The 22,219-nt window shown below is 53.2% G+C and carries 20 protein-coding genes; 5 read left to right on the top strand and 15 right to left on the bottom strand.

Annotated features, from left to right (window positions below; translation table 11 throughout):
• Positions 1-85 precede the first annotated feature (85 nt).
• Together mutY and acpS are read right to left on the bottom strand one after the other, a co-directional pair.
• Entirely contained in the window at positions 86-1,345 is a 1,260-nt protein-coding gene (gene mutY, locus IEY53_RS21785) for an A/G-specific adenine glycosylase (RefSeq protein ID WP_189028742.1), read from the bottom strand.
• Between the two features lie 18 nt (positions 1,346-1,363).
• Positions 1,364-1,780 (bottom strand): holo-ACP synthase, encoded by a 417-nt coding sequence (acpS, locus tag IEY53_RS21780; RefSeq protein ID WP_189028740.1) that lies wholly within the window; start codon positions 1,778-1,780, stop codon positions 1,364-1,366.
• A 187-nt stretch (positions 1,781-1,967) separates the two neighbouring features.
• Here acpS and IEY53_RS21775 point away from each other — a divergent pair, with 187 nt between their 5' ends.
• Positions 1,968-2,786, top strand: a complete 819-nt coding sequence (locus IEY53_RS21775; protein ID WP_189028738.1) for an alpha/beta hydrolase family protein — start codon at positions 1,968-1,970, stop codon at positions 2,784-2,786.
• A gap of 123 nt (positions 2,787-2,909) precedes the next feature.
• Here the strand turns inward: IEY53_RS21775 and nadE are convergent, their stop codons facing one another.
• The 3 genes from nadE to IEY53_RS21760 form a co-directional block, all read right to left on the bottom strand.
• On the bottom strand, positions 2,910-3,719 hold the full coding sequence (gene nadE / locus IEY53_RS21770) for an NAD(+) synthase (RefSeq protein ID WP_189028736.1): 810 nt from the start codon (positions 3,717-3,719) through the stop codon (positions 2,910-2,912).
• Positions 3,720-3,809: 90 nt separating this feature from the next.
• The gene (locus IEY53_RS21765; RefSeq protein WP_189028734.1) at positions 3,810-4,244 is read right to left on the bottom strand and encodes a BrxA/BrxB family bacilliredoxin; all 435 of its coding nucleotides are present in this window, start codon (positions 4,242-4,244) and stop codon (positions 3,810-3,812) included.
• 150 nt (positions 4,245-4,394) lie between these two features.
• Positions 4,395-6,116, bottom strand: coding sequence for an ATP-binding protein (locus IEY53_RS21760; protein ID WP_189028732.1), 1,722 nt, complete (start codon positions 6,114-6,116; stop codon positions 4,395-4,397).
• 178 nt (positions 6,117-6,294) lie between these two features.
• Between IEY53_RS21760 and IEY53_RS21755 the strand changes: the two genes are divergently transcribed.
• Positions 6,295-7,563, top strand: coding sequence for a BaiN/RdsA family NAD(P)/FAD-dependent oxidoreductase (locus tag IEY53_RS21755; RefSeq protein WP_189028730.1), 1,269 nt, complete (start codon positions 6,295-6,297; stop codon positions 7,561-7,563).
• A gap of 416 nt (positions 7,564-7,979) precedes the next feature.
• Here IEY53_RS21755 and IEY53_RS21750 read toward each other — a convergent pair whose 3' ends face one another.
• The 4 genes from IEY53_RS21750 to IEY53_RS21735 form a co-directional block, all read right to left on the bottom strand.
• Positions 7,980-8,870 carry an anti-sigma factor gene (locus IEY53_RS21750; protein WP_189028728.1) on the bottom strand — a complete coding sequence of 297 codons (891 nt, stop codon included), beginning with the start codon at positions 8,868-8,870 and terminating at the stop codon, positions 7,980-7,982.
• Positions 8,863-9,444: an RNA polymerase sigma factor gene (locus tag IEY53_RS21745; RefSeq protein WP_189028726.1), complete on the bottom strand. Its 582-nt coding sequence runs from the start codon at positions 9,442-9,444 to the stop codon at positions 8,863-8,865. The genes IEY53_RS21750 and IEY53_RS21745 overlap by 8 nt, the downstream gene beginning before the upstream one ends.
• A 98-nt stretch (positions 9,445-9,542) precedes the next feature.
• Positions 9,543-10,802: an ABC transporter permease gene (locus tag IEY53_RS21740; protein WP_189028724.1), complete on the bottom strand. Its 1,260-nt coding sequence runs from the start codon at positions 10,800-10,802 to the stop codon at positions 9,543-9,545.
• On the bottom strand, positions 10,799-11,572 hold the full coding sequence (locus tag IEY53_RS21735) for an ABC transporter ATP-binding protein (RefSeq protein ID WP_189028723.1): 774 nt from the start codon (positions 11,570-11,572) through the stop codon (positions 10,799-10,801). Before IEY53_RS21735 ends, IEY53_RS21740 begins: the two co-directional genes overlap by 4 nt.
• A 208-nt stretch (positions 11,573-11,780) precedes the next feature.
• On the opposite strand from IEY53_RS21735, the gene IEY53_RS21730 reads away from it, so the two are divergent.
• Positions 11,781-12,539, top strand: a complete 759-nt coding sequence (locus IEY53_RS21730; RefSeq protein ID WP_189028721.1) for an alpha/beta fold hydrolase — start codon at positions 11,781-11,783, stop codon at positions 12,537-12,539.
• Positions 12,540-12,922: 383 nt separating this feature from the next.
• Positions 12,923-13,390 (top strand): MarR family winged helix-turn-helix transcriptional regulator, encoded by a 468-nt coding sequence (locus IEY53_RS21725; RefSeq protein ID WP_189028719.1) that lies wholly within the window; start codon positions 12,923-12,925, stop codon positions 13,388-13,390.
• 118 nt (positions 13,391-13,508) lie between these two features.
• On the opposite strand, the gene IEY53_RS21720 is transcribed toward IEY53_RS21725, so the two are convergent.
• The 3 genes from IEY53_RS21720 to IEY53_RS21710 form a co-directional block, all read right to left on the bottom strand.
• On the bottom strand, positions 13,509-15,026 hold the full coding sequence (locus IEY53_RS21720; RefSeq protein WP_189028717.1) for an MDR family MFS transporter: 1,518 nt from the start codon (positions 15,024-15,026) through the stop codon (positions 13,509-13,511).
• 30 nt (positions 15,027-15,056) lie between these two features.
• Positions 15,057-15,605: a GNAT family N-acetyltransferase gene (locus IEY53_RS21715; RefSeq protein WP_268240816.1), complete on the bottom strand. Its 549-nt coding sequence runs from the start codon at positions 15,603-15,605 to the stop codon at positions 15,057-15,059.
• A gap of 172 nt (positions 15,606-15,777) precedes the next feature.
• Positions 15,778-16,077, bottom strand: coding sequence for a hypothetical protein (locus IEY53_RS21710; protein ID WP_189028713.1), 300 nt, complete (start codon positions 16,075-16,077; stop codon positions 15,778-15,780).
• Between the two features lie 220 nt (positions 16,078-16,297).
• Here IEY53_RS21710 and msrC point away from each other — a divergent pair, with 220 nt between their 5' ends.
• Positions 16,298-16,777, top strand: a complete 480-nt coding sequence (gene msrC, locus IEY53_RS21705; RefSeq protein WP_189028712.1) for a free L-methionine (R)-S-oxide reductase MsrC — start codon at positions 16,298-16,300, stop codon at positions 16,775-16,777.
• A gap of 384 nt (positions 16,778-17,161) precedes the next feature.
• On the opposite strand, the gene IEY53_RS21700 is transcribed toward msrC, so the two are convergent.
• Genes IEY53_RS21700 through IEY53_RS21690 form a run of 3 tightly spaced genes read right to left on the bottom strand, consistent with a single transcriptional unit; the run spans position 17,162 to position 21,925 of the window.
• A complete protein-coding gene (locus tag IEY53_RS21700) occupies positions 17,162-19,594 on the bottom strand; it encodes a glycogen/starch/alpha-glucan phosphorylase (protein ID WP_189028710.1) in 2,433 nt (810 codons plus the stop codon).
• Positions 19,595-19,632: 38 nt separating this feature from the next.
• Complete coding sequence (gene glgD / locus IEY53_RS21695; protein ID WP_189028708.1) at positions 19,633-20,736, bottom strand: glucose-1-phosphate adenylyltransferase subunit GlgD; 1,104 nt, start codon at positions 20,734-20,736, stop codon at positions 19,633-19,635.
• A 25-nt stretch (positions 20,737-20,761) separates the two neighbouring features.
• Positions 20,762-21,925 (bottom strand): glucose-1-phosphate adenylyltransferase, encoded by a 1,164-nt coding sequence (locus IEY53_RS21690; RefSeq protein ID WP_189028706.1) that lies wholly within the window; start codon positions 21,923-21,925, stop codon positions 20,762-20,764.
• Between the last annotated feature and the right edge of the window lie 294 nt (positions 21,926-22,219).

The following is a 22,219-nucleotide window of genomic DNA, read 5'->3' as shown; positions in this document are numbered from 1 at the left end:
AGGCCAGAGGCAAATTGAAACATTTGTACCCTGAAATTTGATGCAGTCAAGGTACTAGTCTACCCGGTATTCAAAAAGATGGCGCCTATTCAGACGCCCGGCTCCGTACATCCTGTTCATCGAAATAAGCGGTAAGCAGCTTCAGGAACACATTCGGAAAAGCATAGTTAGCCATATCCTCACGTGTAATCCAGCGCACCGCACCGCTGTCCTCCCGGCTTCCGCTGCCATCGGCGAACAGCTCTATCTGCGGGCCGCCGGCATCAATGGCGCTTGCAGCTGCGCCTGCGCCGTAAACAACCCGCCCTTCCGCCACCCGCGGAAGGGCCTCCTCTTCCCTGCAGCGGTACACCTGCAGGGTCCACACGATATGGCTGAACGTATGTTCCGCAGCCATGTAGTGCGCTTCCGGCCGGGCGGAGATCCCGGCCGTCCGCAAGGACCGGCGCAGCCGGTCCAGGGCCGCGTCCGCAGGCAGCGGCCCGCCCGAACCGGCACCGTCGTCCGCAGGCGGCGCCGGCCAATGCGGCAGCTCCCACATGCGGGCAAGAAGCCCGCTTGCCGGCCGCTGCCGGATCAGGACCCGGCCTGCGTGGGCACCGCGGCCCTCCACCAGGGCGGCCAGCCGCTCCTCCGGACGCGGCGGCTTGGCCTTGGTCTTGACGGGCAGCGAGGTCTCGCGTCCCGCCAGACGCGCCGAGCAGTGCTCCATCACCGGGCAAGGCAGGCAACGCGGCGATTTGGGGGTGCAGACCAATGCACCAAGCTCCATTAGCGCCTGATTGAAATGGGACGCTTCGCCCTCCGGGATCAATTCCGCGGCCAGCCGTTCCATTTTGATCCGGGTAGGCCCTTTGGCAATGTCATCCTCAAGCAAAAAATAACGGGACAGCACCCGCATCACATTGCCGTCTACCGCCGGCTCGGGACGGTTGAAGGCAATGCTGAGAATCGCGCCGGCCGTATAGGGGCCTACCCCCTTCAAGCTGAATACGGCTTCCCGGTCGTTTGGCACCTGGCCGCCGTATTGCTCCTTAACCTGTCTCGCCGCATGCTGCAGGTTGCGGGCCCGGGAATAATAACCCAGCCCCTCCCAGCATTTCAGCACGTCCTCTTCTGGCGCATCAGCCAGCGATTCCACCGTAGGGAATCGTTCAATGAACCGGTTGAAATAAGGAATTACTGTATCTACGCGGGTCTGCTGCAGCATAATTTCCGAAATCCAGATATAATACGGGTTGCGGTGGCGGCGCCATGGCAAATCCCGTTTCTGGCCATGATACCATTCCAGCAAATGCCGGCTGAAATATGCTTTGGCCTCTAGCTGCTCCTGCTGCTGTGTCATGGGTCGTCTCTCTCCTCCTTAAATTCGCTTGCTGCTTCTATATCCGGCCATCCGCTCTACCACGGCAAAGGCAGAGGCCAGACCGCGGCTGTGGGTAATCGTGAGAAGAACGTTGTACTCCTGCTGCGCAAGCCCCAGGCGCTCCCAGGCTCCGCCGGAAAGTGCAACCTCCGGCTTTCCCAGCGCATCCGGCCAAATCTCGATATCCTGAAACCCTACGGTGGCACCGATGCCGCAGCCCAGCGCCTTCACTACCGCTTCCTTGGCCGCAAACCGGCCGGCGACGAATTCCGCGATCCGGTTTCCTTTTTGCGCTGCCAGCCGGGCTTCCCGTTCTGTCAATATACGCTGCAGGAACTTAACGCCTATTCCTCTATTTAAATATGCGGAGATCCGCTCAATTTCCAGCACATCATGTCCAATACCGTAAATCACAATTTCACGCTCCTTATGGACGTGTATCCCTTGCATAGACAATTAATGGTATGATAAATACACACACTTGCCAGATCCAGCTGCATTATACTTTATAAAGAGGCTATCTGCTATCTTAAAAGAAATTACAAAAGAAGTCTATCCTGCCCTAGATTCTGATTCTATTTAAAAGAGAGGGGAACGCCTGATGACCCGACATTTCCAAATCCCTGCGGGAGATGATGCCGTGCTGCGCTGCACGCATTTCCCAGCCCAGGCGGAGGCTAAGAGCCTCATCGTAATTGCACACGGCTACAAAGGCTTTAAAGATTGGGGAATGTTCCCTTATTTAGCAGAGATCCTCAGCCGCGGACATGAAGTCATTACCTTTAACTTCTCGCATGCCGGCATTGGGGAGGATCTTCAGAACTTCACGGAGCTGGAGAAATTCGCCCGCAACACCTACAGCCGCGAACTGATGGATCTGGAGATTCTGCTCTCCTACCTGAGCCAGCACCCCAAATTTGGCAGTTTGCCTTTATTCCTGCTGGGGCACAGCCGTGGAGGCGGTGACTGCCTGCTCTACGGGCTGGAGCATCCCGGCGCGATTGCCGGAGTAATCTCCTGGAACGGGATCACGAATCTCGACTTGTTCACGGCAGAACAAAAGCGGGAGATGAAGGAAAAAGGGCGGACTCATGTGCTGAACGGCCGGACCGGTCAGCACATGCCGCTGGATGTCGTCATTCTTGAGGATCTGGAGCGCCAGCATGAAAGGTACAACCTGCTTGGGCGGATGCGGGAGGCCCGCTTCCCCGTAGTGCTCGTTCAAGGCAGCGAGGACGGTGAACATCTGCGGCGCGGGTCGCAGCAGCTTGTCCAAAGCCGGCCGGACATAGACTGGGTGCAGATTCCCGGCGGCAACCATACCTTTGGCACCGTCCACCCTTTTACAGGAACGACACCGCCGCTTGACCAGGCTATCGCCGCCACCGAAGAATTTATAACACGCATATTGGAGAAATAAATCCAGGAACAACACAAACCGCCGCAAGCTCTGCTCTCATGTGCAGACAGCTTGCGGCGGTTGATGTTAATCCACCTCATTCAAGACAGGTCGCCAGCTTACAGGCGCGGCCATGCCAGACCATTAGATACCCGGTATTACGTTGCGCTTATGGGCCGTTCTCTTATAATAAGACTCCAGCTTCGCTGCTGCCTCGGGATTAATCGCCTTGCCTTCCAGATAGTCACTGTTGTCATCATAGGTGATGCCCAGCTCCGTCTCATCGGTTTGTCCCGGCCACAGACCCGCTGAAGGCGCTTTGGTCACGACAGCCTCCGGCACCCCAAGGTACCCGGCCAATTGGCGTACCTGACGTTTGTTGAGCGATGAAAGCGGCGTGATATCTACGGCACCATCGCCCCACTTCGTGTAGAAGCCGGTAATGGCTTCTGAAGCATGATCCGTACCGACAACCAGCAGATTGTTCTCAAAAGAGAGGGCATACTGCATCACCATGCGGGTTCTCGCCTTCACATTGCCCTTGCCTTGATGGGTCATATGGCGGTGCTGGCCAATCGCCTTAAGTCCATGTTCCACTTCGAGGGCAATTTCATTGACGGCTTCTTCGATATTCGTCTCTACCGTATGTGTCAATTCAAAAGCTTTGGCAACCGCATAGCTATGCTCAATATCCTCCTGAACACCATAAGGCTGGAAGACGCCGAGCGTCATATACTCCTTGCCTTCCTCTGCCGTCAGCTCGTCCGTTGCCCGTTTGCAAAGACCTGCCGCCACCGCACTGTCCACCCCGCCGCTAATAGCAATCAAAAGCCCCTTGGCGCCTGCTCCCAATACATAAGACTTCAGGAAATCGACTCTCTTGCGTACCTCAGCCTCCACATCAATAACCGGCTTCACGCCTAGGGCCGAGATAATTTCTTCCTGCAAACTCATAACCCACACCCCGTTTCATCAGTCTGATTAGAAAAATCCCGCTGACACCCGGACTACGGCTGCAGCGAGATTATGGAAATTCCTGAGTTTTTACTGGCACAAACGGTTGAAGACTTCCTTCAGCTCTGCCGCAATTTCAGCTGCCGAACGGTCTTCCACACCATGTCTTTCGATAAAATGAACCAGTTCTCCGTCCTTCATCAACGCGATGGAAGGGGATGACGGAGGATACGGTGCAAAGTACTCACGCGCTTTGGCCGTAGCTTCTTTTTCCTGGCCTGCGAATACCGTGAACAAATGATCCGGCGTGATCTCATTCTGCAGCGCTTGCGCCACACCCGGACGGCATTGCCCCGCAGCACAGCCGCATACGGAATTAACGACTACCAGTGCCGTTCCCTTGGAAGCCGGAAGAGCCGCTTCCACCTCTTCAGGAGTCAAAAGCTCCTGAAACCCGATGCTTGTCAGGTCATCGCGCATGGGCTGAATGGAATCTCTCATATATTGATTAAAAGACATAGACATTTCTCTGCACTCTCCTTTGCACTTTAAGTGTTCTGAAAGCTGACATTACAGCTTCACTTACTAACTTTATTATACAACCATACTCTGTGAAAGCAAGGGAAGAGACAGGGTATCCGTCAGTAGTCACTTAACCAGCTGCAGAAATTCTAATCATTCGGCTAGTGCAAATGTACCCATCTCTTCCTGCCCGCATGGAAATGAGATAATAAATGTTGTCCCTTTACCTTCTTCCGATTCCACTTGGATTGTCCCGTTATGCCGTTCAACAATGCTAAGACACAGCGAAAGGCCCAACCCTGTTCCCTGGCTCTTCGTTGTATAAAAAGGAACAAATAATTTGTCGCGCTGGGTTTCGGGAATTCCGCTGCCGGTATCCCGGACGGTCATTTCCACTCTGCCGGGTACACTGCGCAGCTCCAGGGTCAGCACCCCCTTATCCCCCATTGCTTCCATGGCGTTGCGCCCGAGATTGAGGATCAGCTGCTTGATCTCCCGTACATTCAGCTGCAGCAAGGGCAGCGAAGGGGGCAACTTCAATTCAACGCTTTGACCCCGCAGATTGGCATCCGCCCACAGCAGCGGACCAAGATCTTCTATAATATTATGCAGGAGAACCTCCTCTTTATCTGTGATACGGCTCTGCGCAAGCGACAGAAAATCGTTGATGATGCTGTTTGCCCGATCCAGCTCCTCCATGACTATCTGATAATAGGAGTCGAGCTCGGATGAGCTTTTCTCTTGCATGAGCTGCAGGAACCCGCGCACAACCGCCATCGGATTGCGGATCTCATGGGTAATCCCGGCAGCCATCTGCCCCACCAGGGTCAGCCGCTCCACATTGTCCAGCTCGCTGCGCAATTTCTCTTCTTCGGTCGTATCCTGCACAATCAGCACGGCTCCGCCGGGCACCCCGGAGATTTGGTTGAGCAGAGGTGCCGAGTACACATGGTAGGTCCGCGTATCAATCACAAGCTTCTCGCTGTGCCGCTGTTTAGTTTCGATGCTGTGCACGAGTTTCTGCAGAGAGACGGACTCCAGTCTATTCCCAAAAAACGGCAAGGCCGGCTGGGAAATAATATCCCCTCTCGTCAATCCGGGGAAATGATGCTGAATACTGCTTAGCATGTATTCATTCAGGCCCGTGATCACCCCGTCTTCATCCAGTGACATCACGCTAAGCGGCATAACATTGGTAATCTGCTGCAGCTTCTCCGACTCCCACTGGAACTTCTCGGAAATGCCCTTGAGCTGCTCCTTCTTCTGGAGCCTGTCCCAAGTCATTTCGACAACATAGACCAAAGCCCCGCCCAGACCAATGGTCAGGAACAGATAAAGGGTTAACAGCAGCGTTTCCGCAGAATGTGCCTGATAGGGATTTTTCCCGTTCAATATCGGTACAAGCATAATAAACAGCATACTGGGGAACAATGCCATCCACAGCATACCGATCTTCTCCATAACGGTTCCGTTCTTGAACGGGGCAGCCAAGCTATACAATAACGGATACAGCAAAATAGCCGAGTTCAGCAGCAGATTGCTTAGCCCGGCCGGCTCGGAGAACAGGAGGTTGCAGAATAGAAAAAAAGCGCCCAAACTGAGTCCGGAACGAAAATTCCCGTATAAAATGCCGATAAATGCCGGCAATATCCCTAAATTAAGGTAGGCCACGTCAAACAAGGTAGTCGACAGCATGGAGCACAGGGCCAGGCTGAGCGCACATGCAATAATGAGGAAGGACTGGTCATCCGGAAACTTCCCGTTTCTGCGGGTGAGCCGGTTTTGCTCCAGCCACCATTGAAACAAAAACAAAAAAAAGCTGGCAGCCGATATTTGCAATAAAATATCTTTAATCGCCCCAATAATTGCAATCACTCCCCATGTTTGACATTTTGTGACTCACCCTAGATTAAAGCATACCCGCGCTTTCCTGACAACGGAATTCGGCAGATAAACGCGGAAGACTGGTTACACTCTGGCCCGGAGTGGTATGATGCCAATTAGGAGAACACTGCTTTTCCGGGTGTTCCTTATCAGGTAAAGGAGTAATTTCATGCATAACTACGATGTAATCGTCATTGGAGGCGGACCTTCGGGACTGATGGCCAGTGTGGCGGCAGCTGAGCATGGGGCTGCCACACTGCTGATTGATAAAGGCGCCAAGCTGGGCCGGAAGCTGGGAATCTCGGGCGGAGGCCGCTGCAATGTGACGAACGTTAAGGAGACGGACGAGCTGATCGCCCATATCCCCGGTAACGGGCGTTTTTTGCACAGCGCGTTTGGCCATTTCAACAACCGGGACATCATCGCTTTTTTTGAAGGCCTGGGCATTGCCTTAAAAGAAGAAGACAACGGGCGGATGTTCCCCGTTTCCGATAAAGCAGCAAGTGTCGTCTCCGCCTTGATCGGCAAGGTACGGAGCCTCGGAGTGCAGATCATGACCGACAGCCCGGTACGGGAGGTCGTGTATGAGGATGGCGCTGTCAAAGGCGTCCGCTTGACCTCCGGCACCCTGATTTCCTCCTCTGCCGTTGTCATCGCTACCGGGGGCAAATCAGTCCCGCAGACCGGCAGTACCGGAGACGGCTACCCCTGGGCGGAAGCGGCGGGGCACACGATTACGGAGCTTTTTCCAACGGAGGTGCCCATCCTCTCCGGGGAAGAGTGGATCAAATCCGGCGAGCTGCAAGGATTGTCTTTGCGTGATGTGACGCTTACGGTATGGAATCCCAAAGGAAAAAAGGTGATTGCCCACCGCGGCGATATGATCTTCACTCATTTCGGGTTATCCGGTCCGATCGCCCTGCGCTGCAGCCAATTTCTGCGGCAGGTTCAGCGTAAATTTGATGTCCGCACTGTAGAGATGTCCATTGACCTCTTCCCCGATCTGAACCCGCAGGAGATGGAGACAGAACTGCAGGACAAGCTGGCCCTTGAGCCCAGGAAGGCGATCCGGAATTCTCTGAAAAACCTGCTGCCGGAACGTATGATTCCGCTGCTGCTAACCAAATCGGGGCTGGACGGCGATCTGACCGGTCATCACATGTCCAAGGCCGGACTCCAGATTTTGGCCGGCCTGCTGAAGCGGGTGCCCGTCAACGTCAATGGCACCCGTTCCCTGGCGGAAGCCTTTGTGACGGGAGGCGGAGTTCATCTGAAGGAGATCGACCCCAAACGCATGGAGTCGAAGCTCATGCCGGGCCTTTTCTTCTGCGGCGAGGTTCTGGATATTCACGGATACACCGGGGGCTACAATATTACTGCAGCTTTCTCGACCGGTTATACAGCGGGCAAACATGCGGCAGAAATCAGGAACAGTTGAGCCTTATAGCGGAGGAGCTTCTAGTACAGCATCGCCTTTAAAAGGTAGGAATAGATGGCGCATTCGAATCCCCTCCCGGAAGGCACGCTGTAAGCCTAGGGCGGAGATCGCTAGAGTGCACTCTATACATCAGGATGGAAAAAAGTGGGGTCATTTTAGGATTTCAGTGTATTTGGTGCAGCAGGAACCGCTGCATGAGCCGAAAAGTCCTTAGGGCTATCCTTTGAATGTACAAAATACATCATTATGGATGTTTGAGTCTCGCTTAAACCATTCTGATGTACGATATACATTAGAACAGCTCGAAGGCTGGTGACGAACGCTCCATAACCACAATTAAAAATAGCGCAGACGGGTTCGTTCCCCGCCTGCGCTGTTTGTTATGGGTTTGATAGGGTTGCCGATTGAATCAAACGCTATCCTTCGATCGGGGCTGCCAGAATCAGCCGTCCGCGCGGCTGTTCACCCCGGCTGTCCGGTTCCTGGGTGATGGCCACGGTATCATATCCTTGCGGATCGAACGTGTAGTACATCGCCCCTGTTCCTTCCGAAGCCAGGAAGGTTCCGGCGCTTTTTTTGACATCGCCTTTGATGAGCCATACCTGAAAAGCCTCGCTGCCGCTGAGCTTAGGCAGCTTCTCCGCCTGCACAAGCAGGTGGGTTCCCTTGGCATCAATCACAATCGTCGCCAGGCCGCGGGCTATAATATCCTCTGCCGCAGGGCCGAGCTGCACTGCTTCGTTTACCTTAAGTTCCTGTGAGGGGGCACCGGCTAGCGCGAGCTGAGCTTGCAATCCGCTCACTTGTTCAGAGGATTCAGCCAGCTCCTGGCGCAGAGCGCCGACATCGCGTTGCAGAGCCGCTGCATAAATGGTCAGGGACGCAGCCGCTGCTGCCAGCACCACACTTACATAACGCAGCCGTTTGTTGCTGTGTTTGGCAGGGGTTCCGGACAGCTTCGGCGGAGGAGCAGGTACAGGATTGCGGGTGCCTGCCGAAATGAACTCCGGTTCAGGCTCTGGCCCGTTTATGGTTTTTGGGGTTGGAGCCGGATTCCCGGATTCCCCTCCTGCCTCACGTCCGGCCAGGATCTTTCCCAGCACCCGGCTTTTCATTCCGGCCGGGGGCGGAACCTGCACAGCCGCCAAAGGCAGAATATCCGTCAGCTTTCTCAGCTCCTTCACCTGCTCCCGGCAAGCTGCACAGCCTTCCAGATGCGCTTCGAATTGCTGCAGATCCGTTTCGTTCAGACCGCCCAGGGCATACAGCTCTGCCAATTGGCAGAGCTCTTCCTCCATTTTATCCATGGTAACCTTCCCTCCTTCCCTCAACCGATAAATGCTTCTTCATCTGCTTCAAAGCCAGCCTCACCCTGCTCTTGACCGTGCCCAGCGGGATATTGTACCTCACTGAAACCTCCTGCTGGGTCATACCGCCATAATAGATGGAATCGATAACCTGCTTCTGATCCCGGCTTAGTACAGACAGAATCTTCCTCATCTGCTCGCCTTCACTTTTATTCTCCACCTGGTCCGCTGTACCCGCCCCTGCATCCGGCAGGGCATTCAAGGTCTCCGCCTCGACAGGAATGCCCCTGTCTCTCACCGATTTGCGCCGCAGCATATCTATGGCTATATTACGCGTTACCGTGAATATCCATGTAGTCAGCTTACCTTGGGCTTCATCGTACCGCTCATCATGCGTCCAGACCCGCAGGAACAGCTCCTGTACCACCTCTTCGGCAGCCATGGCATCCTGTACCATTCTGTAAGCAAAGGAGTATACGGTTTTCTCATAGCGGTCATAGAGCCATTCCAGCGCCACAGGGTCCTTGCTGCCGATCCGGTTCATTAACTCTCTGTCATCCAGAGCTTCAGTCATAGGGGATCCCCTCTCCTTAAATCTCCCTCTATATTAACCATCGCGGGAAACTTTGAAGAGGGTTCTCTTGAAGTAGAACAAACTTCCAGCGCGCCCCATCATCTCTCTAGCCGAATGGCACTGAACAATCGGGAAATGAGGAATCCGGCACCAGCACCAACCGGGATAAAGAGCACGACTCCCCACCAGCCATAGACAGGCAGACACACAGCTGCTGCACAGATCAGTGTGAACGGCAGGAGCAAAATAAGCACCGCCCGTGATCCGGCCTCCGCTTGCTGCTCTTTGGTAAAAGGCAGCAGGCCAATGTAGTCATCCCCGGCAAAGATAGACCAGAAGGAGTGCAGCCAATAGGTCATCAGCGACGTTAGGATTATAAAAAACAGCCATTTCAGCACAACCGGAACGATAAGGATGGCAGCGATGGACACACCGGTAAATTGCAGATACAGCTTCAAATGTGCCGGATTGCGGATAAGTGCTTTAATTGCTGCTGCGGAGAGCCGGCTCTCCGGCAGCTTCGTGGACAGCAGCGGCTGCGATTTGCGGAAAATCCAGGGCCTGTGCCGGGTTGGACGGGGTTTGTCCAGCACCCCCATCAGCAGCAGCGCTGCGATTTGCATCCGTTGTTTATAATCCTCGCGCACATCGCTCATGAAGGTCCCCCGCATAGACAGCCGGTAGGCTGCGGCAAACCCGGAGACTGCGGCAAACAAAACAGCGGCGGCCCACAGCAGCACCGGGTAGCCGTCCCAGAACAGAACGGCCCTATAATAGATTCCACAGGGTACAGTAATCGCCGGAATCAGCCACAGCCAGCGCCGAAACCCCTGGCGCTGCACGGCTACAATATGGCCCAGAAGCTTAATGCACCAGCTGCAGGTTATTGTTGCAAGCCATAGTCCAAACACTGCAGCAGGCGGCAGCCCATACCCCCGGATCAGAAAGGGCAGCAGCAACACGAAGACCGCACTGATCTTGAGCGCGGTTACCGTGAGGCTGTAGACGATTCCCCGCAGCATCAACGTCCTGATCCAACCCTGACGCTGCCTTAGGAACAGCGAATCGCCTTCCTGGACCATCAGCAGCATCCCTCCTGTACACATCAACAGAGCGAGCAGCAAGGGAATCACCAGGAACGGCAGGGCCGTACTCCAGGCCGGCAGGGTTTCATTCCAGTAGCCGTAATACAGTCTGCCTCCCAGGAGGCCCCCAGGTATGATTAGATAGAGCAGCACCGTCCAGTCCGCTGCTGTACGAATGATGGCAATCTGCTCTTGCCAGTGCGAAAGCAGACGTCTGCCGAACAATCGGCGTGCTGTAGGCAAAGCATAGGAAGTCCTTTGCTGTTCTCTCATGTCAACTCGTCGAAGCAATCAAACAGCGACGCCTCCGGCAGTCCTGCGCGAGTCCGTATCTCTTCCAAGGTGCCTGAAGCAGCGATTTGCCCTCCCGAGATCAACAGGAAGTTATCACAGATCTTCTCGGCCGTATCGAGGACATGAGTGGACATCAGCACGCCTGCCCCCCTGTCCCGTTCTGCCTCAAGCAGCCGCAGGAAGTCTTTGGTCGCGCGGGGATCAAGTCCGATGAAGGGCTCGTCCACGATGTATACATCAGGCTGAACCAGAAAACCAAGCATCAGCATCATCTTCTGCTTCATGCCTTTGGAGAAGCCGGCCGGGAGATCATTCTGCACCTTCTCCATGCCAAACTGCTCCAGCAGCCGCTTCGCCGTGCTTTCAAATACGCTATATTCCAGCCCATAGGCCGCACCAGCCAGATCCAGATGCTCCCATAGGGTCAGATCTTCATAGAACACCGGTTGTTCGGGCACATACGCATAAGTCTGGTTGGCTCCGCCGATAGTCACCTTTGACTTGGCATGCTTGAGCAGGCCGAGCAAGGTCTTGATCGTTGTGCTTTTACCGGCTCCATTGGGTCCGATCAGCCCCAGCAGCTGCCCCCGCCGCACCTGAAAAACTATATCGAATATGCGCGGATCACCCGCTTCGTAGCCGGCTTCTTCAATGGAAACATCCAGTACAATTTCTTTGCCGGGTTCACGGCCATAATCCTCCGGCTCCCTATCGGAAACCCCTGCCTGCGTTAGTTCCGGCTCCTGCATATCTTCCAACTCCTTTTTTCTATTATCTTATCTTTGTACAAACAGTTCACGCTTGATCTTTTATACCGGACATTGTCTCCTTTGGTTTCATATTGATCAGCCCAAGACTCAAGAACCCCGGTGCCAGTCTTATGAAATTCTAAGCGCGAGGACATGACAAGCCTGGGGATACAACTTATGATGATATCAAAGAAAGAGGTGACCAGCTATGCTTTATGTCCAGCAGTATGGAGAACAACACAAAGAAACCCTGCTCTTCCTCCATGGCGGGGGGTTAAGCGGGCGGATGTGGGCAGAGGTTGCAGGGGAGTTGGATGATTATCACTGCATTGTCCCGGATCTGCCCGAACACGGCCAAAGTGCCGGTGTCAAGCCGCTGAGTACAGACTTTTGCCTGCGGCAGATGGAGATGCTGCTGGAGCGACGCGGTCCGGTGCATGTCGTTGGCTTATCCCTGGGGGGAGCGCTGGCGCTAAGCATGCTCCGCACGATGCCGGACAGAATTCATTCTATGGTCCTCAGCGGAACGGCAGCCGGCATGAGCAGGATGACAGCCATGTTGTTAAATGGAGCCGCTGCCCCGCTCTACAGCATGCTGTCCGCGAAAACTCTGGCACAATCCATGATGAAGCAGTTCCATATCCCGGAATCCTTCCGGCAGTCGCTGGTAGAAGACGCTGCTGCCATAAATGCAGGCGTTACGCGCAGAATGCACGCCATGCTGTCGGAAATCAGGCTGCCGGCGGAGAACAGTACCCCTCTCCTGGTGCTGGTGGGAGAACGGGAGAACAAGCTGGCCCGGCGCGCGGCTGCCAGAATTGCAGCCACGGTTCCAGCCAGTAAAGGCGCCGTGGTTCCGAAGGTTGGACATGTCTGGAGCTACGAGCGCCCGGCCTTGTTCGCCCAGGTCATTAGACATTGGGTTGAGCAAAAGGAAGTGCACCCGCAGCTGCTACACCTGCCCTAATGAACCGGTAAATACCAGACAAGCCATGAAGACAGCCCGGACCAGACCGGAAACAATCATCAGCTTTTTCGGTTGATGCGGTCGCTTAAATATCCGGCGAACGGCCCTTCCAGCAGCGGAGATTATACCCGCCCGGGGACTGAAAATCCCCTCCCTCCCAAGGCTTGTTCGGACTGCTGAAACAGAAGTTGGAGTTTCGTAAAAAATTGTTTGATTTTTAATAATTAAAAGTGTGCTCATTGTGACAAATCACATGTTCTTCGGCCATTCTTTAACGTATTGTAAGAATATCTCAGGTTCGCAGCACAGGTGTCCCTTGCACTACAGGCATGACCGCAAACCGTAAGGGTACTTTACACTATAACGATAAAGGGTGGGGAAGCATGATACAATCGTACGAAAGAGATACTCAGTTGACACTGCATCTGTACCGGGTATTTGCCAAGTCTTTTAAGAGCATTAACGAGCATGCCGTAACCGGAAGCAAGATTGAAGGTTTTAACCCGACAGCTTTCGCTGTCATGGAAGTTTTATATTACAAGGGGCCACAGCCTATCCAGCAGATCGGCGCTAAGCTGCTGCTGCAGAGTGGAAACGTCACTTACGTCATTGACAAGCTGGAGGAACGCGGGTATTTGCAGCGCAAACCTTGTCCAAGCGACCGCCGGGTAATTTTTGCGGAGTTGACTGCTGAGGGTGAACGCCTGATGAACGAGATGTATCCGAAATATTCGGAACGTCTCCACCTTGCTTTCAGCGGGCTTAGCGATGAAGAGAAGGAGCAAATGATTATTCTGCTGAAGAAGATGGGCCTCCAGGCCGAGAAGTTGTCTCCACTCCCCCGCAAGTAAGACAGATTGCTCTTCTGGAAGAGAATGCAACCAAAGAACCCGACCGGCATAAGTGCCGATCGGGTTCTTTGGTTATACACGTAGGTGGAGCCATCCGGTCCCATTCCTTACTCATCGCTTATGCTTTCTTCAGTTCAAGCTTCTCTTCTGCCGAAGAAGGCACCCCGCTGCGCAGTCCCGAAGAAATCAGCAGCGACAGGACAGCAATGACCGCCATCACGATAAACAATGAATGAAGCCCTCCTTCAAGCGCCCCCCGCAAGCTGCTGCCTGCTTCCCCGGACAAGGTGTTTCCCGCATGCGGATCAAGCAGCTTGTTAATGTCTGCACCGGTGACGCCGGATCCGGACTGTACGGCCAGCAGCCGGTTGATATTCAGATTCAGCCAGGAGCCGAATACCGCAACTCCCACGGTCTGGCCCAAAGAGCGCGTAAACGTGTTAAGCGCCGTAGAAGCCCCGCGCTGATGATGTTCCACGGAAGACTGGGCAATAATCGTGAAGACGGTAGATGCGTATCCGAACCCTACACCGCAGACCAGCATCAGACTCAGCAGCAGCAGCTGTGAGGAATCCCCAGTCAAAAAGACCAGGCCCGCCGCCCCGGCAGCGATTAACAAAAGTCCCAGCATCCCGGTCTGCCGGGCACCTGCCCGCAGAATCATCCGTCCTCCGGCTATCGAGCCGAGCACCCAGCCTACCGACATCGGAGCCAGCAGCAGCCCCGAGATGGCTGCGCTTTGGCCCGAGACTCCCTGGACCCATAACGGTACATAAGTGGACAGCCCGATAATCAAAGTGCTCACCAGCAGATTGGCGCCTGTGGACACCGAGATATTGCGGATTCGGAACAATCCCAGCGGCAGCATCGGCTCAGGAGCCCGGCGTTCCACGAACACAAAGGAGACTAGCAGCAGAGCTGCGCCCCCCAGAATGGCAAGGAGCAGCGGAGATGTCCAGGCCAGATTCTGCCCTCCTGTCGAAAGACCAAACAGCAGTGCCCCCATGCCTGCTGCGAACAGCAGCACACCCGCTACGTCTATTTGCGTCTTGCGCCGTACCTTGTCTTCTTTCAGATAACGGGCAATGAACCAGATCGACAGCAGGCCAAAAGGGAGATTAAACACAAAGACCCAACGCCAGCTTAAATAATCAACCACGTATCCGCCCAAAAGCGGCCCCACCAAAGATGAGATTCCCCACACAGAGCTTAACAGCCCCTGGGTCTTGGCCCGTTCTTTAATACTGTAGATATCCCCGATAATGGTAAAGGTCATCGGAATCAGGGCACCGGCGCCTATCCCCTGTATCGCCCGGAAGAGAATCAGCTGTTCCATACTTTGTGAAAGGCCGCACAGCAGCGATCCGAGTAAAAAAACAATGGCGCCTCCCATAAACACAGGCTTGCGGCCAAACAGGTCACTGATTTTGCCAAAGATAGGTGTAGTGACAGCCATGGCCAGCAAATAGGCGGTAAAGATCCAGCTCAGCCACTGTATGCCCTGAAAATCGCCCACAATCGCCGGCCCGGCCGGTCCGGTTACCGTGCCCTCAATCGCAGCCAAAAAAGTGGCCAACAGCACACCTGTTAAAATAAATTTCCGTTCTCTTGCCCCTGGTGCATTCAATGATCCCAATCCTTTCTTCCCGTATGTATCTTGCTTATGTTATTGCCATTCCCTGCTTAGCAGGGAGTACAGGAGGACATCCTGAAAACCGGAAGGCAAGTGGCGATAGTCCCGTAAGATGCCTTCCTGCCGAAAGCCAAGAGACCGCACCAGTCCTGCAGCCCGTCCGTTATCCGGATGACACAGGGCTTCTATCCGGTTCAGCCCCATCTTATCGAAGCCGTAATCCAGCACCAGTCCCAGCGCCTCCTTCATCACTCCTTGACCCCAGCACTCCGGGGCAAGCTCGCAGCCGATTTCTCCACGGTAGGCGCCTTCCAGCTGCCAGTTGTTATACCCGCAGCTGCCGATCACTTCCCCTTCCGGTCCTAGGATACTCCAGCGCAAATTGTCCTCTTCAAGGGACATGTCCAGCAGCTGGTCTATCAGCAACCGGGTTTCCTCTACCGAAGACACAGGCGGCATGCCCAGCCAGGGAGCCACCTGCGGGTGCCCCCATATCCGATAGAGCGCTTCCGCATCATCGGCTGTCATAACCCGCAGTTCCAAGCTTCGTCCGTTCAAGGTGGGAACCGACCCGCCGCACACATACAATTCACTCGTCCCCTTTCAACATGTTCATTATACATCATTCTGCAGACTGGATTTGCGGGAAAAGTGTGCACAATGTATGGCACCCCTAAATTCAAAAATAGCGTCTGTGGCGAGGAGGCCTAATCGCCACCCGCCACAGACGCTGTCTGTTCGTTCTAATTTAAGCTTAGCCCGAAGTTCCCACTGCCTTAACCGGCTTAAGAACCTCCGTACATAATACCTGGAGTCTGGACTGGATCGCTTTAAATTCCTGGATTCCTGTTCCGGTGATGCTGTAGGCATCATCATGGGCTGTCAGGAAATTCTCCTGGGTTAACCGTTCGAGTTCCTGCTTCACTTCACGCTCAGCTACACGATATCCCAGATTCTCCAGTTCAGGCTGCATCTCCACTATTGTCAGATCCTTATCATGGGCAAGATAGAGCATATGAATTCCCATGAACAAATTTTGTACATCGGCGCGCATGTTCCACTCCTTCCGGCCAAGAAGCCACAGGTATTTATACAAACATTACCCTGTGGACGGGCCCCGGAAACAGGCCACGCACTGATTTCAAAGCTTCCGGACATCACTGGCTCTCCAGCTTTCGACAACATTCTCTTAAAGCTTGACGTATCCTGCATAGCTGTACTATGTTGTTAGTTATAGATTTATATTGACACAAGGTACAGGAAGGTGATGCTTCATGTTTCAAGCGATGCCCTATGACGGAACGCGCAGTGAACGGTTTGAAGCTGTTCTGTCCCAGCTCGGGGCACTTATGCAAGACGAACCAAGCGCCATCGCCAATCTGGCCAATGCCTCGGCGCTGCTGAAACACTCTCTGCCGGACACCAACTGGGCCGGCTTCTATTTATTCGACGGCAAGGAGCTGGTACTCGGGCCTTTCCAAGGACTTCCTGCCTGCATTCGGATTCCGTTGAACCGCGGCGTATGCGGCACTGCCGCTGCCGAGCGCCGGACTCTCGTCGTGGACGATGTTCACGCTTTTCCCGGCCACATCGCCTGCGATGCCGCATCCAACAGCGAGATCGTAGTCCCGCTGATTAAGGAGGGACGGCTGCTTGGTGTGCTGGATATCGACAGTCCGCTCAAGCACCGTTTCGATGATGAAGAACGCCGGTTCCTTGAACGCTTTGCTGCCATGGTGTCTGAGGTCATTTGAACCCATTGATAAATCAGCGATTCTCCCGTTAGTGGAGAATCGCTGATTTACGTTTCAAGTTAATGGCGGCGGCTCACCCGGTGCATTGTCGGCTAGGGCAAGCCGCTGAACCATAAGTGAACAACCGGGACTAAACGGACTGGAGGAGCGTTATTTCGCATAACAAGCCCGTTATACCCGCCATGTGGACCGAGTAGCCGCTAAATGAACCATTGAACATCATTATGAGGTCCGCTGAGTCCGTTTCATTGCCCAGCCCGCTCGGTGAGTCCACCCATGCTGCGTCCACAGAAAAAGAGCTGCCCCGCCAGCCCTTTCATGGCTTATGGGACAGCTCTTACGTTATTGCTTAACCGGTTTGCTTAGAATCATCTGCTCCCAGGATTATAGCCGGATCGGGTGGATCTTCCAGATTTCGGAAGCGTAACGGCTGATGGTGTTATCGCTGGAGAATTTGCCGGAATGGCCGATATTGATAATCGACTTCTTCAGCCATTCCTTCTGATTGCGGTAGGCACGGTCAATCTCGACATGTGTCTCCACATAGCTGGCAAAATCCTTAAGCACGAAAAACTCATCATTATTGTCCAGCAGCGTTTGAAAGATGGTATCAAACTCCTGGCTATGACAACAAATGGGACCGGGATTCACCAGCTGATCGAGGACTTCCCTCACGCGGCTGTCCCCGGCATAGATATCACGGGCATGATATCCGCCGTATTGGTAATAATCAAGCACCTGCTCGGCCCGCAGACCGAAAAGGAACATATTGTTATCCCCCACCATCTCATGCATTTCCACGTTGGCGCCATCCATCGTCCCGAGGGTGAGCGCACCGTTCATCATGAACTTCATGTTGCCCGTACCGGAGGCTTCCTTGCTGGCCGTAGAGATCTGTTCGCTGACATCCGCTGCGGGAATGATCTTTTCGGCGAGGGAAACCGAATAGTTCTCCAGGAAAAAGATCCTGATCTTCCCCTTCACATCCGGATCATTGTTCACCACATCGGCCACCGTATTGATCAGCTTGATAATCCTCTTGGCCAGATGGTAGCTGGGAGCCGCTTTGGCACCGAAGATAAAGGTGCGCGGCACCATGTCCATGGATGGATTATCTTTGATCTGATTGTACAGATGCAGGATATGCAGAATATTCAGCAGCTGGCGCTTATAGGCGTGCAGCCGCTTGACCTGCACATCGAAGATCGAATCAGGATCGACCTGTACTCCGTGCTTGCTGCTGATGTATTCCGCCAGCCGCAGCTTATTGCGGCGTTTGATGGCCGCAACCTGCTCCTGGAAAGAAGCGTCCTCGCAGTATTTGATCAAGCCGATCATCTCCTGCGGATGATGTATCCAGCGGGTGCCGATGGAATCGTTGATAAGCCCGGCCAACTCCGGGTTGGCATGCATCAGCCAGCGGCGGTGGGTGATGCCGTTCGTTTTGTTATTGAAACGGTGCGGGTACATCTCGTTGAACAGCCGCATTTCCCGTTTTTGCAGGATTTCCGTATGCAGCGCCGCAACGCCGTTGACACTATGGCTGGCTACAATAGCCAGGTGAGCCATCCGCACCTGATCGTCATGAATGATGGCCATCTGCTCAATCCGCGGCTGATCGCCCGGATAACGGCTCATCAATTCCCCGCAGAAACGGGCATTGATCTCCTCAATAATGAGGAAGATGCGCGGCATCAGCTCCCGGACCATCTGAAGCGGCCATCTTTCAAGCGCTTCGCTGAGAATGGTATGGTTGGTATAGGAGACCATACGTGTAGTGATGTCCCAGGCCTTATTCCAGCCCATGCCATGCTCATCCATCAGAATTCGCATCAGCTCGGGAATTACGAGCGTAGGATGTGTATCATTGATATGGAGCGCCACTTTGTCAGGCAGGGATTCATAAGGCAATCCCAGCTTGCCAAAGGTCCGTAATATGCTCTGCAGTCCTGCGCTGCACAGGAAATATTGCTGTTTCAGCCGGAGCAGCTTTCCTTCATACTCTGAATCGTCGGGATACAGAAACTCGGAGATCGACTCCACGGAACGCTTATATTCCAGGAACTTGTGGTAGTCCGTTCCGGCAAAAGTACCAAACGTCCTGGTGGACTGGGTAATCGACTCTGCACTCCAGTTGCGGAGGGTATTCACATGCCGGCGGTCAGCGCCGATGATCGGAATATCATAAGGAACTGCACGAACCGCTTCATAATCCTTATGCTCGAACACAAGCTCGCCGTTCTCTGCACGGGTCTCCACATGCCCCCAGAATCTCACTTCCACCTGTTTGTCTTCACGCCTTACTTCCCATACGTTATCCTTCTGCAGCCAGTAATCAGGCAGCTCCACCTGGTATCCGTCCACAATTTTTTGCTCAAACAGCCCGTATTTATAGCGAATGCCGCAGCCGTGGCCCGCATATTGCAGGGAAGCCAGTGAATCCAGGAAACAGGCCGCCAGACGTCCGAGGCCTCCGTTCCCAAGGCCGGCATCCGCTTCTTCTTCTTCAATATCCGCAAGGCTGAATCCCAGATCAGCCAGTCCCTCGCGCACGACCTCCAGCACCCCCATATTCAGCAGGTTATTGCCCAGAAGCCTGCCGATTAGAAACTCCATCGAAAAATAGTATACCTGCTTATCTTTATCGGCCTTATATTTCTGGTTGGTGTCCGCCCAATGCCTGCCGGCGTTCTCGCGGATCATATTGCCCAGTATGTTATAAACATCTGCGTTAGAAGCTTCTTCGAGCGGTTTGCCCAATTTTCCGATGAGATCCTCGCGGAATACTTGTTTAAAAGTTTCTTTATCGTTAAACAACAGCAGGTCCTCCTGACAAGTGCTTTTTTGGAAGTTCTTTATATCTTGCTGCTTTTGGCGATGACAAAGGGACGTTTGCTGTCCCCTACGAGTATCCGGTCTTTGCTTAAATGCACGTCTTTGTCCATAATTACATTCTCAATGACGGCATTCTCTTCAATCACACACTTTTGCATAATGACAGAGTTGATAATCCTGGCACCCTTGCGTACCTGCACGCCCCGGAAAAGCACACTATTCTCCACCGTCCCGCCTATAATGCAGCCATTGGCGACCAGTGAGTTGCTCACACTTGCACTCTCCAGGTACCGGGTCGGTGCTTCATATTTAATCTTCGTCTGCACTTGGTTCTCCTTAAACAGGCTGTGATAATTCTCCTGCTGAAGCAGCTCCAGACTATTCTTGTAATAACTCTCCAGAGAGTTGATTACCGCATGATAGCCCTCGTACTCGTAGGCGGCAATTTTGAATTTATGGCGGTTTTTTTGAATCACATCACGGAAGAAATAACTCTCACCATGGGCAATACAATATTCCACCTGCTCCAGGAACAGCTTCTTCTCGATAATAAAAATATCCAGATACAGGTTATGGTGGTCTTTCTCCTGGTGAATATTAGTGACATTATGGTCTTCATCCACTTCTATCCGCCGGCAGACGTCATGCTCCGGTTGCAACTGGTCGATCTTCTTATAAACGAGTGTAACATCCGCACCTTTCTCCAGGTGGTATTGGTACAGGTCCTGCAGGTCAATGCTGTTGATGTGCTGGCTGCCGGAGAATACGATATATTTGGCGGAAGCCCGCTTGAAGAAATCCAGATTGTTATGATAATGCTGCAGGTCGCCCCGCGAGGTATCCGTAGGATCGTTCCAGTCCGGCGGCAAAATAAACAGTCCTCCGTGCTTACGGTTCATATCCCATGATTTGCCGTCACCCAAATGGTCCATGAGCGAACGGTATTTACGGCGTACGAACAGGCCGACACTCTCCAGCTCTGCCCGCATCATATTGGAAAGAACAAAATCGATCAGCCGGTAACGGCTTGCAAAAGGTACTGCTGCCCCGCAGCGGAAGTAAGTCAGCTCATTTAGGCTATCCAGTTCATGATCAAGATTGATTACACCCATCAGTTGCTTCATTGGAAACTCACCGTCCTCTATTTGGTTATATGGTTTTGGCTGCCACAGATTTGCGTTTCTTGCTCCGGTTGTCGATCAGCAGAATCTCATCTTCATCCTCCCGGTCGATGCCAATTTCCATATAATCCTCAATGACCGTGTTTTCACTGATGATAGCTTTGTGAATGCGTACATTTCGGCCGATCTTAACCTTGGGCATAATAACAGAGTCCGTAATGACACTGCCTTCACCCACCTCTACGCCGTAAAAAAGCACCGAATGTTTCACTTCGCCCCGCACAATGCAGCCTTCATTAATAATGCTGCCGGACACCTGTGCGCCGGGGGCAACATATTGCGCCGGTTGATTCGGATTGCGTGTGAAGATGCGCCAGTCCGGATCATTCAGGTTAAGCGGCGGATTGTCACAGAGCAGATCCATGTTGGCTTCCCATAGACTGTTCACTGTACCCACGTCTCTCCAATATCCTTCAAAAGGATATGCATACAGAGACTGGCCATCCTCCAGCATCATAGGAATAATGTCTTTGCCGAAATCGTGTGAGGACCCGGCATTCTCCCCGTCGTTCAAGAGATGTTTACGTAGAATCTCCCATTTAAAAATATATACGCCCATTGAAGCCAGTGTGCTCTTCGGTTTGGCGGGTTTCTCATCAAATTCATAAATCCTGAGGTCATCCTCGGTATTCAGTATGCCAAAACGGCTTGCTTCTTCTAAAGGCACGTCGATGACTGAGATAGTGCAGTCGGCGTTTCTGGCCTTGTGATATTGTAGCATTGCGTTGTAGTCCATTTTGTAAATGTGGTCACCGGATAGAATCAGGACATGCTCCGGATCGAACTGATCCACAAACTTGAGGTTCCGGTAAATGGCATCCGCCGTTCCCCGGTACCAGCTGCTTCCGTTCTCCCGTTCGTGCGGCGGTAATACAAACACACCGCCATTCTTGCGGTTCAGATCCCAATCGCTGCCTACGCCGATGTAAGAGTGCAATACCAGCGGCTCATATTGAGTCAGCACACCAACTGTGTCAATCCCCGAATTAGAGCAGTTGCTTAAGGGGAAATCGATAATCCGGTAGGTCCCTCCAAAATATACAGCAGGCTTGGCAAGCGATTTGGTTAAGCTCTTCAGCCTTTTCCCTTGGCCTCCCGCCAATAACATGGCTACCATTTCTTTTTTCTTCATGGAAGGTCCTCCTTGAATTATGGGTATAAAGCATTCAATAAAATGAGGTTGAATGAATAATGATGTGAAATAATGAACCCAGAACAGAAATTCCAGAAAGAAGTAAATCAGAAAGAAATGAGCTTGATAGGAACCTTGATAAGGTCAACAAACGAGGGAAATATACAGCATTGGGATAGGCAACCCGCCTTTGAGAGGGTTCTCTGAAGCGGATGAATTATCCTTATTGTAAATTGTTCGATGGCCGTCGTCAAAACCCTTTTCATCCATCCAAAAAGTCCTGGATTTCCAAAT

It is taken from the genome of Paenibacillus albidus (assembly GCF_014644435.1).
GTDB classification, from domain to species: domain Bacteria; phylum Bacillota; class Bacilli; order Paenibacillales; family Paenibacillaceae; genus Paenibacillus_AQ; species Paenibacillus_AQ albidus.
The sequence above is the reverse complement of the archived record's forward strand: the minus strand, read 5'-3'. Positions and strand labels throughout refer to the sequence as shown.

Bases quoted from the DNA above. Each gene is read 5' to 3' on its own strand.
- mutY (WP_189028742.1), bottom strand. From the start codon at position 1,345: ATGACACAGCAGCAGGAGCAGCTAGAGGCCAAAGCATATTTCAGCCGG.
- IEY53_RS21775 (WP_189028738.1), top strand. From the start codon at position 1,968: ATGACCCGACATTTCCAAATCCCTGCGGGAGATGATGCCGTGCTGCGC.
- nadE (WP_189028736.1), bottom strand. From the start codon at position 3,719: ATGAGTTTGCAGGAAGAAATTATCTCGGCCCTAGGCGTGAAGCCGGTT.
- IEY53_RS21765 (WP_189028734.1), bottom strand. From the start codon at position 4,244: ATGTCTATGTCTTTTAATCAATATATGAGAGATTCCATTCAGCCCATG.
- IEY53_RS21755 (WP_189028730.1), top strand. From the start codon at position 6,295: ATGCATAACTACGATGTAATCGTCATTGGAGGCGGACCTTCGGGACTG.
- IEY53_RS21750 (WP_189028728.1), bottom strand. From the start codon at position 8,870: ATGGATAAAATGGAGGAAGAGCTCTGCCAATTGGCAGAGCTGTATGCC.
- IEY53_RS21745 (WP_189028726.1), bottom strand. From the start codon at position 9,444: ATGACTGAAGCTCTGGATGACAGAGAGTTAATGAACCGGATCGGCAGC.
- IEY53_RS21740 (WP_189028724.1), bottom strand. From the start codon at position 10,802: ATGAGAGAACAGCAAAGGACTTCCTATGCTTTGCCTACAGCACGCCGA.
- IEY53_RS21735 (WP_189028723.1), bottom strand. From the start codon at position 11,572: ATGCAGGAGCCGGAACTAACGCAGGCAGGGGTTTCCGATAGGGAGCCG.
- IEY53_RS21730 (WP_189028721.1), top strand. From the start codon at position 11,781: ATGCTTTATGTCCAGCAGTATGGAGAACAACACAAAGAAACCCTGCTC.
- IEY53_RS21725 (WP_189028719.1), top strand. From the start codon at position 12,923: ATGATACAATCGTACGAAAGAGATACTCAGTTGACACTGCATCTGTAC.
- IEY53_RS21710 (WP_189028713.1), bottom strand. From the start codon at position 16,077: ATGCGCGCCGATGTACAAAATTTGTTCATGGGAATTCATATGCTCTAT.
- msrC (WP_189028712.1), top strand. From the start codon at position 16,298: ATGTTTCAAGCGATGCCCTATGACGGAACGCGCAGTGAACGGTTTGAA.
- glgD (WP_189028708.1), bottom strand. From the start codon at position 20,736: ATGAAGCAACTGATGGGTGTAATCAATCTTGATCATGAACTGGATAGC.
- IEY53_RS21690 (WP_189028706.1), bottom strand. From the start codon at position 21,925: ATGAAGAAAAAAGAAATGGTAGCCATGTTATTGGCGGGAGGCCAAGGG.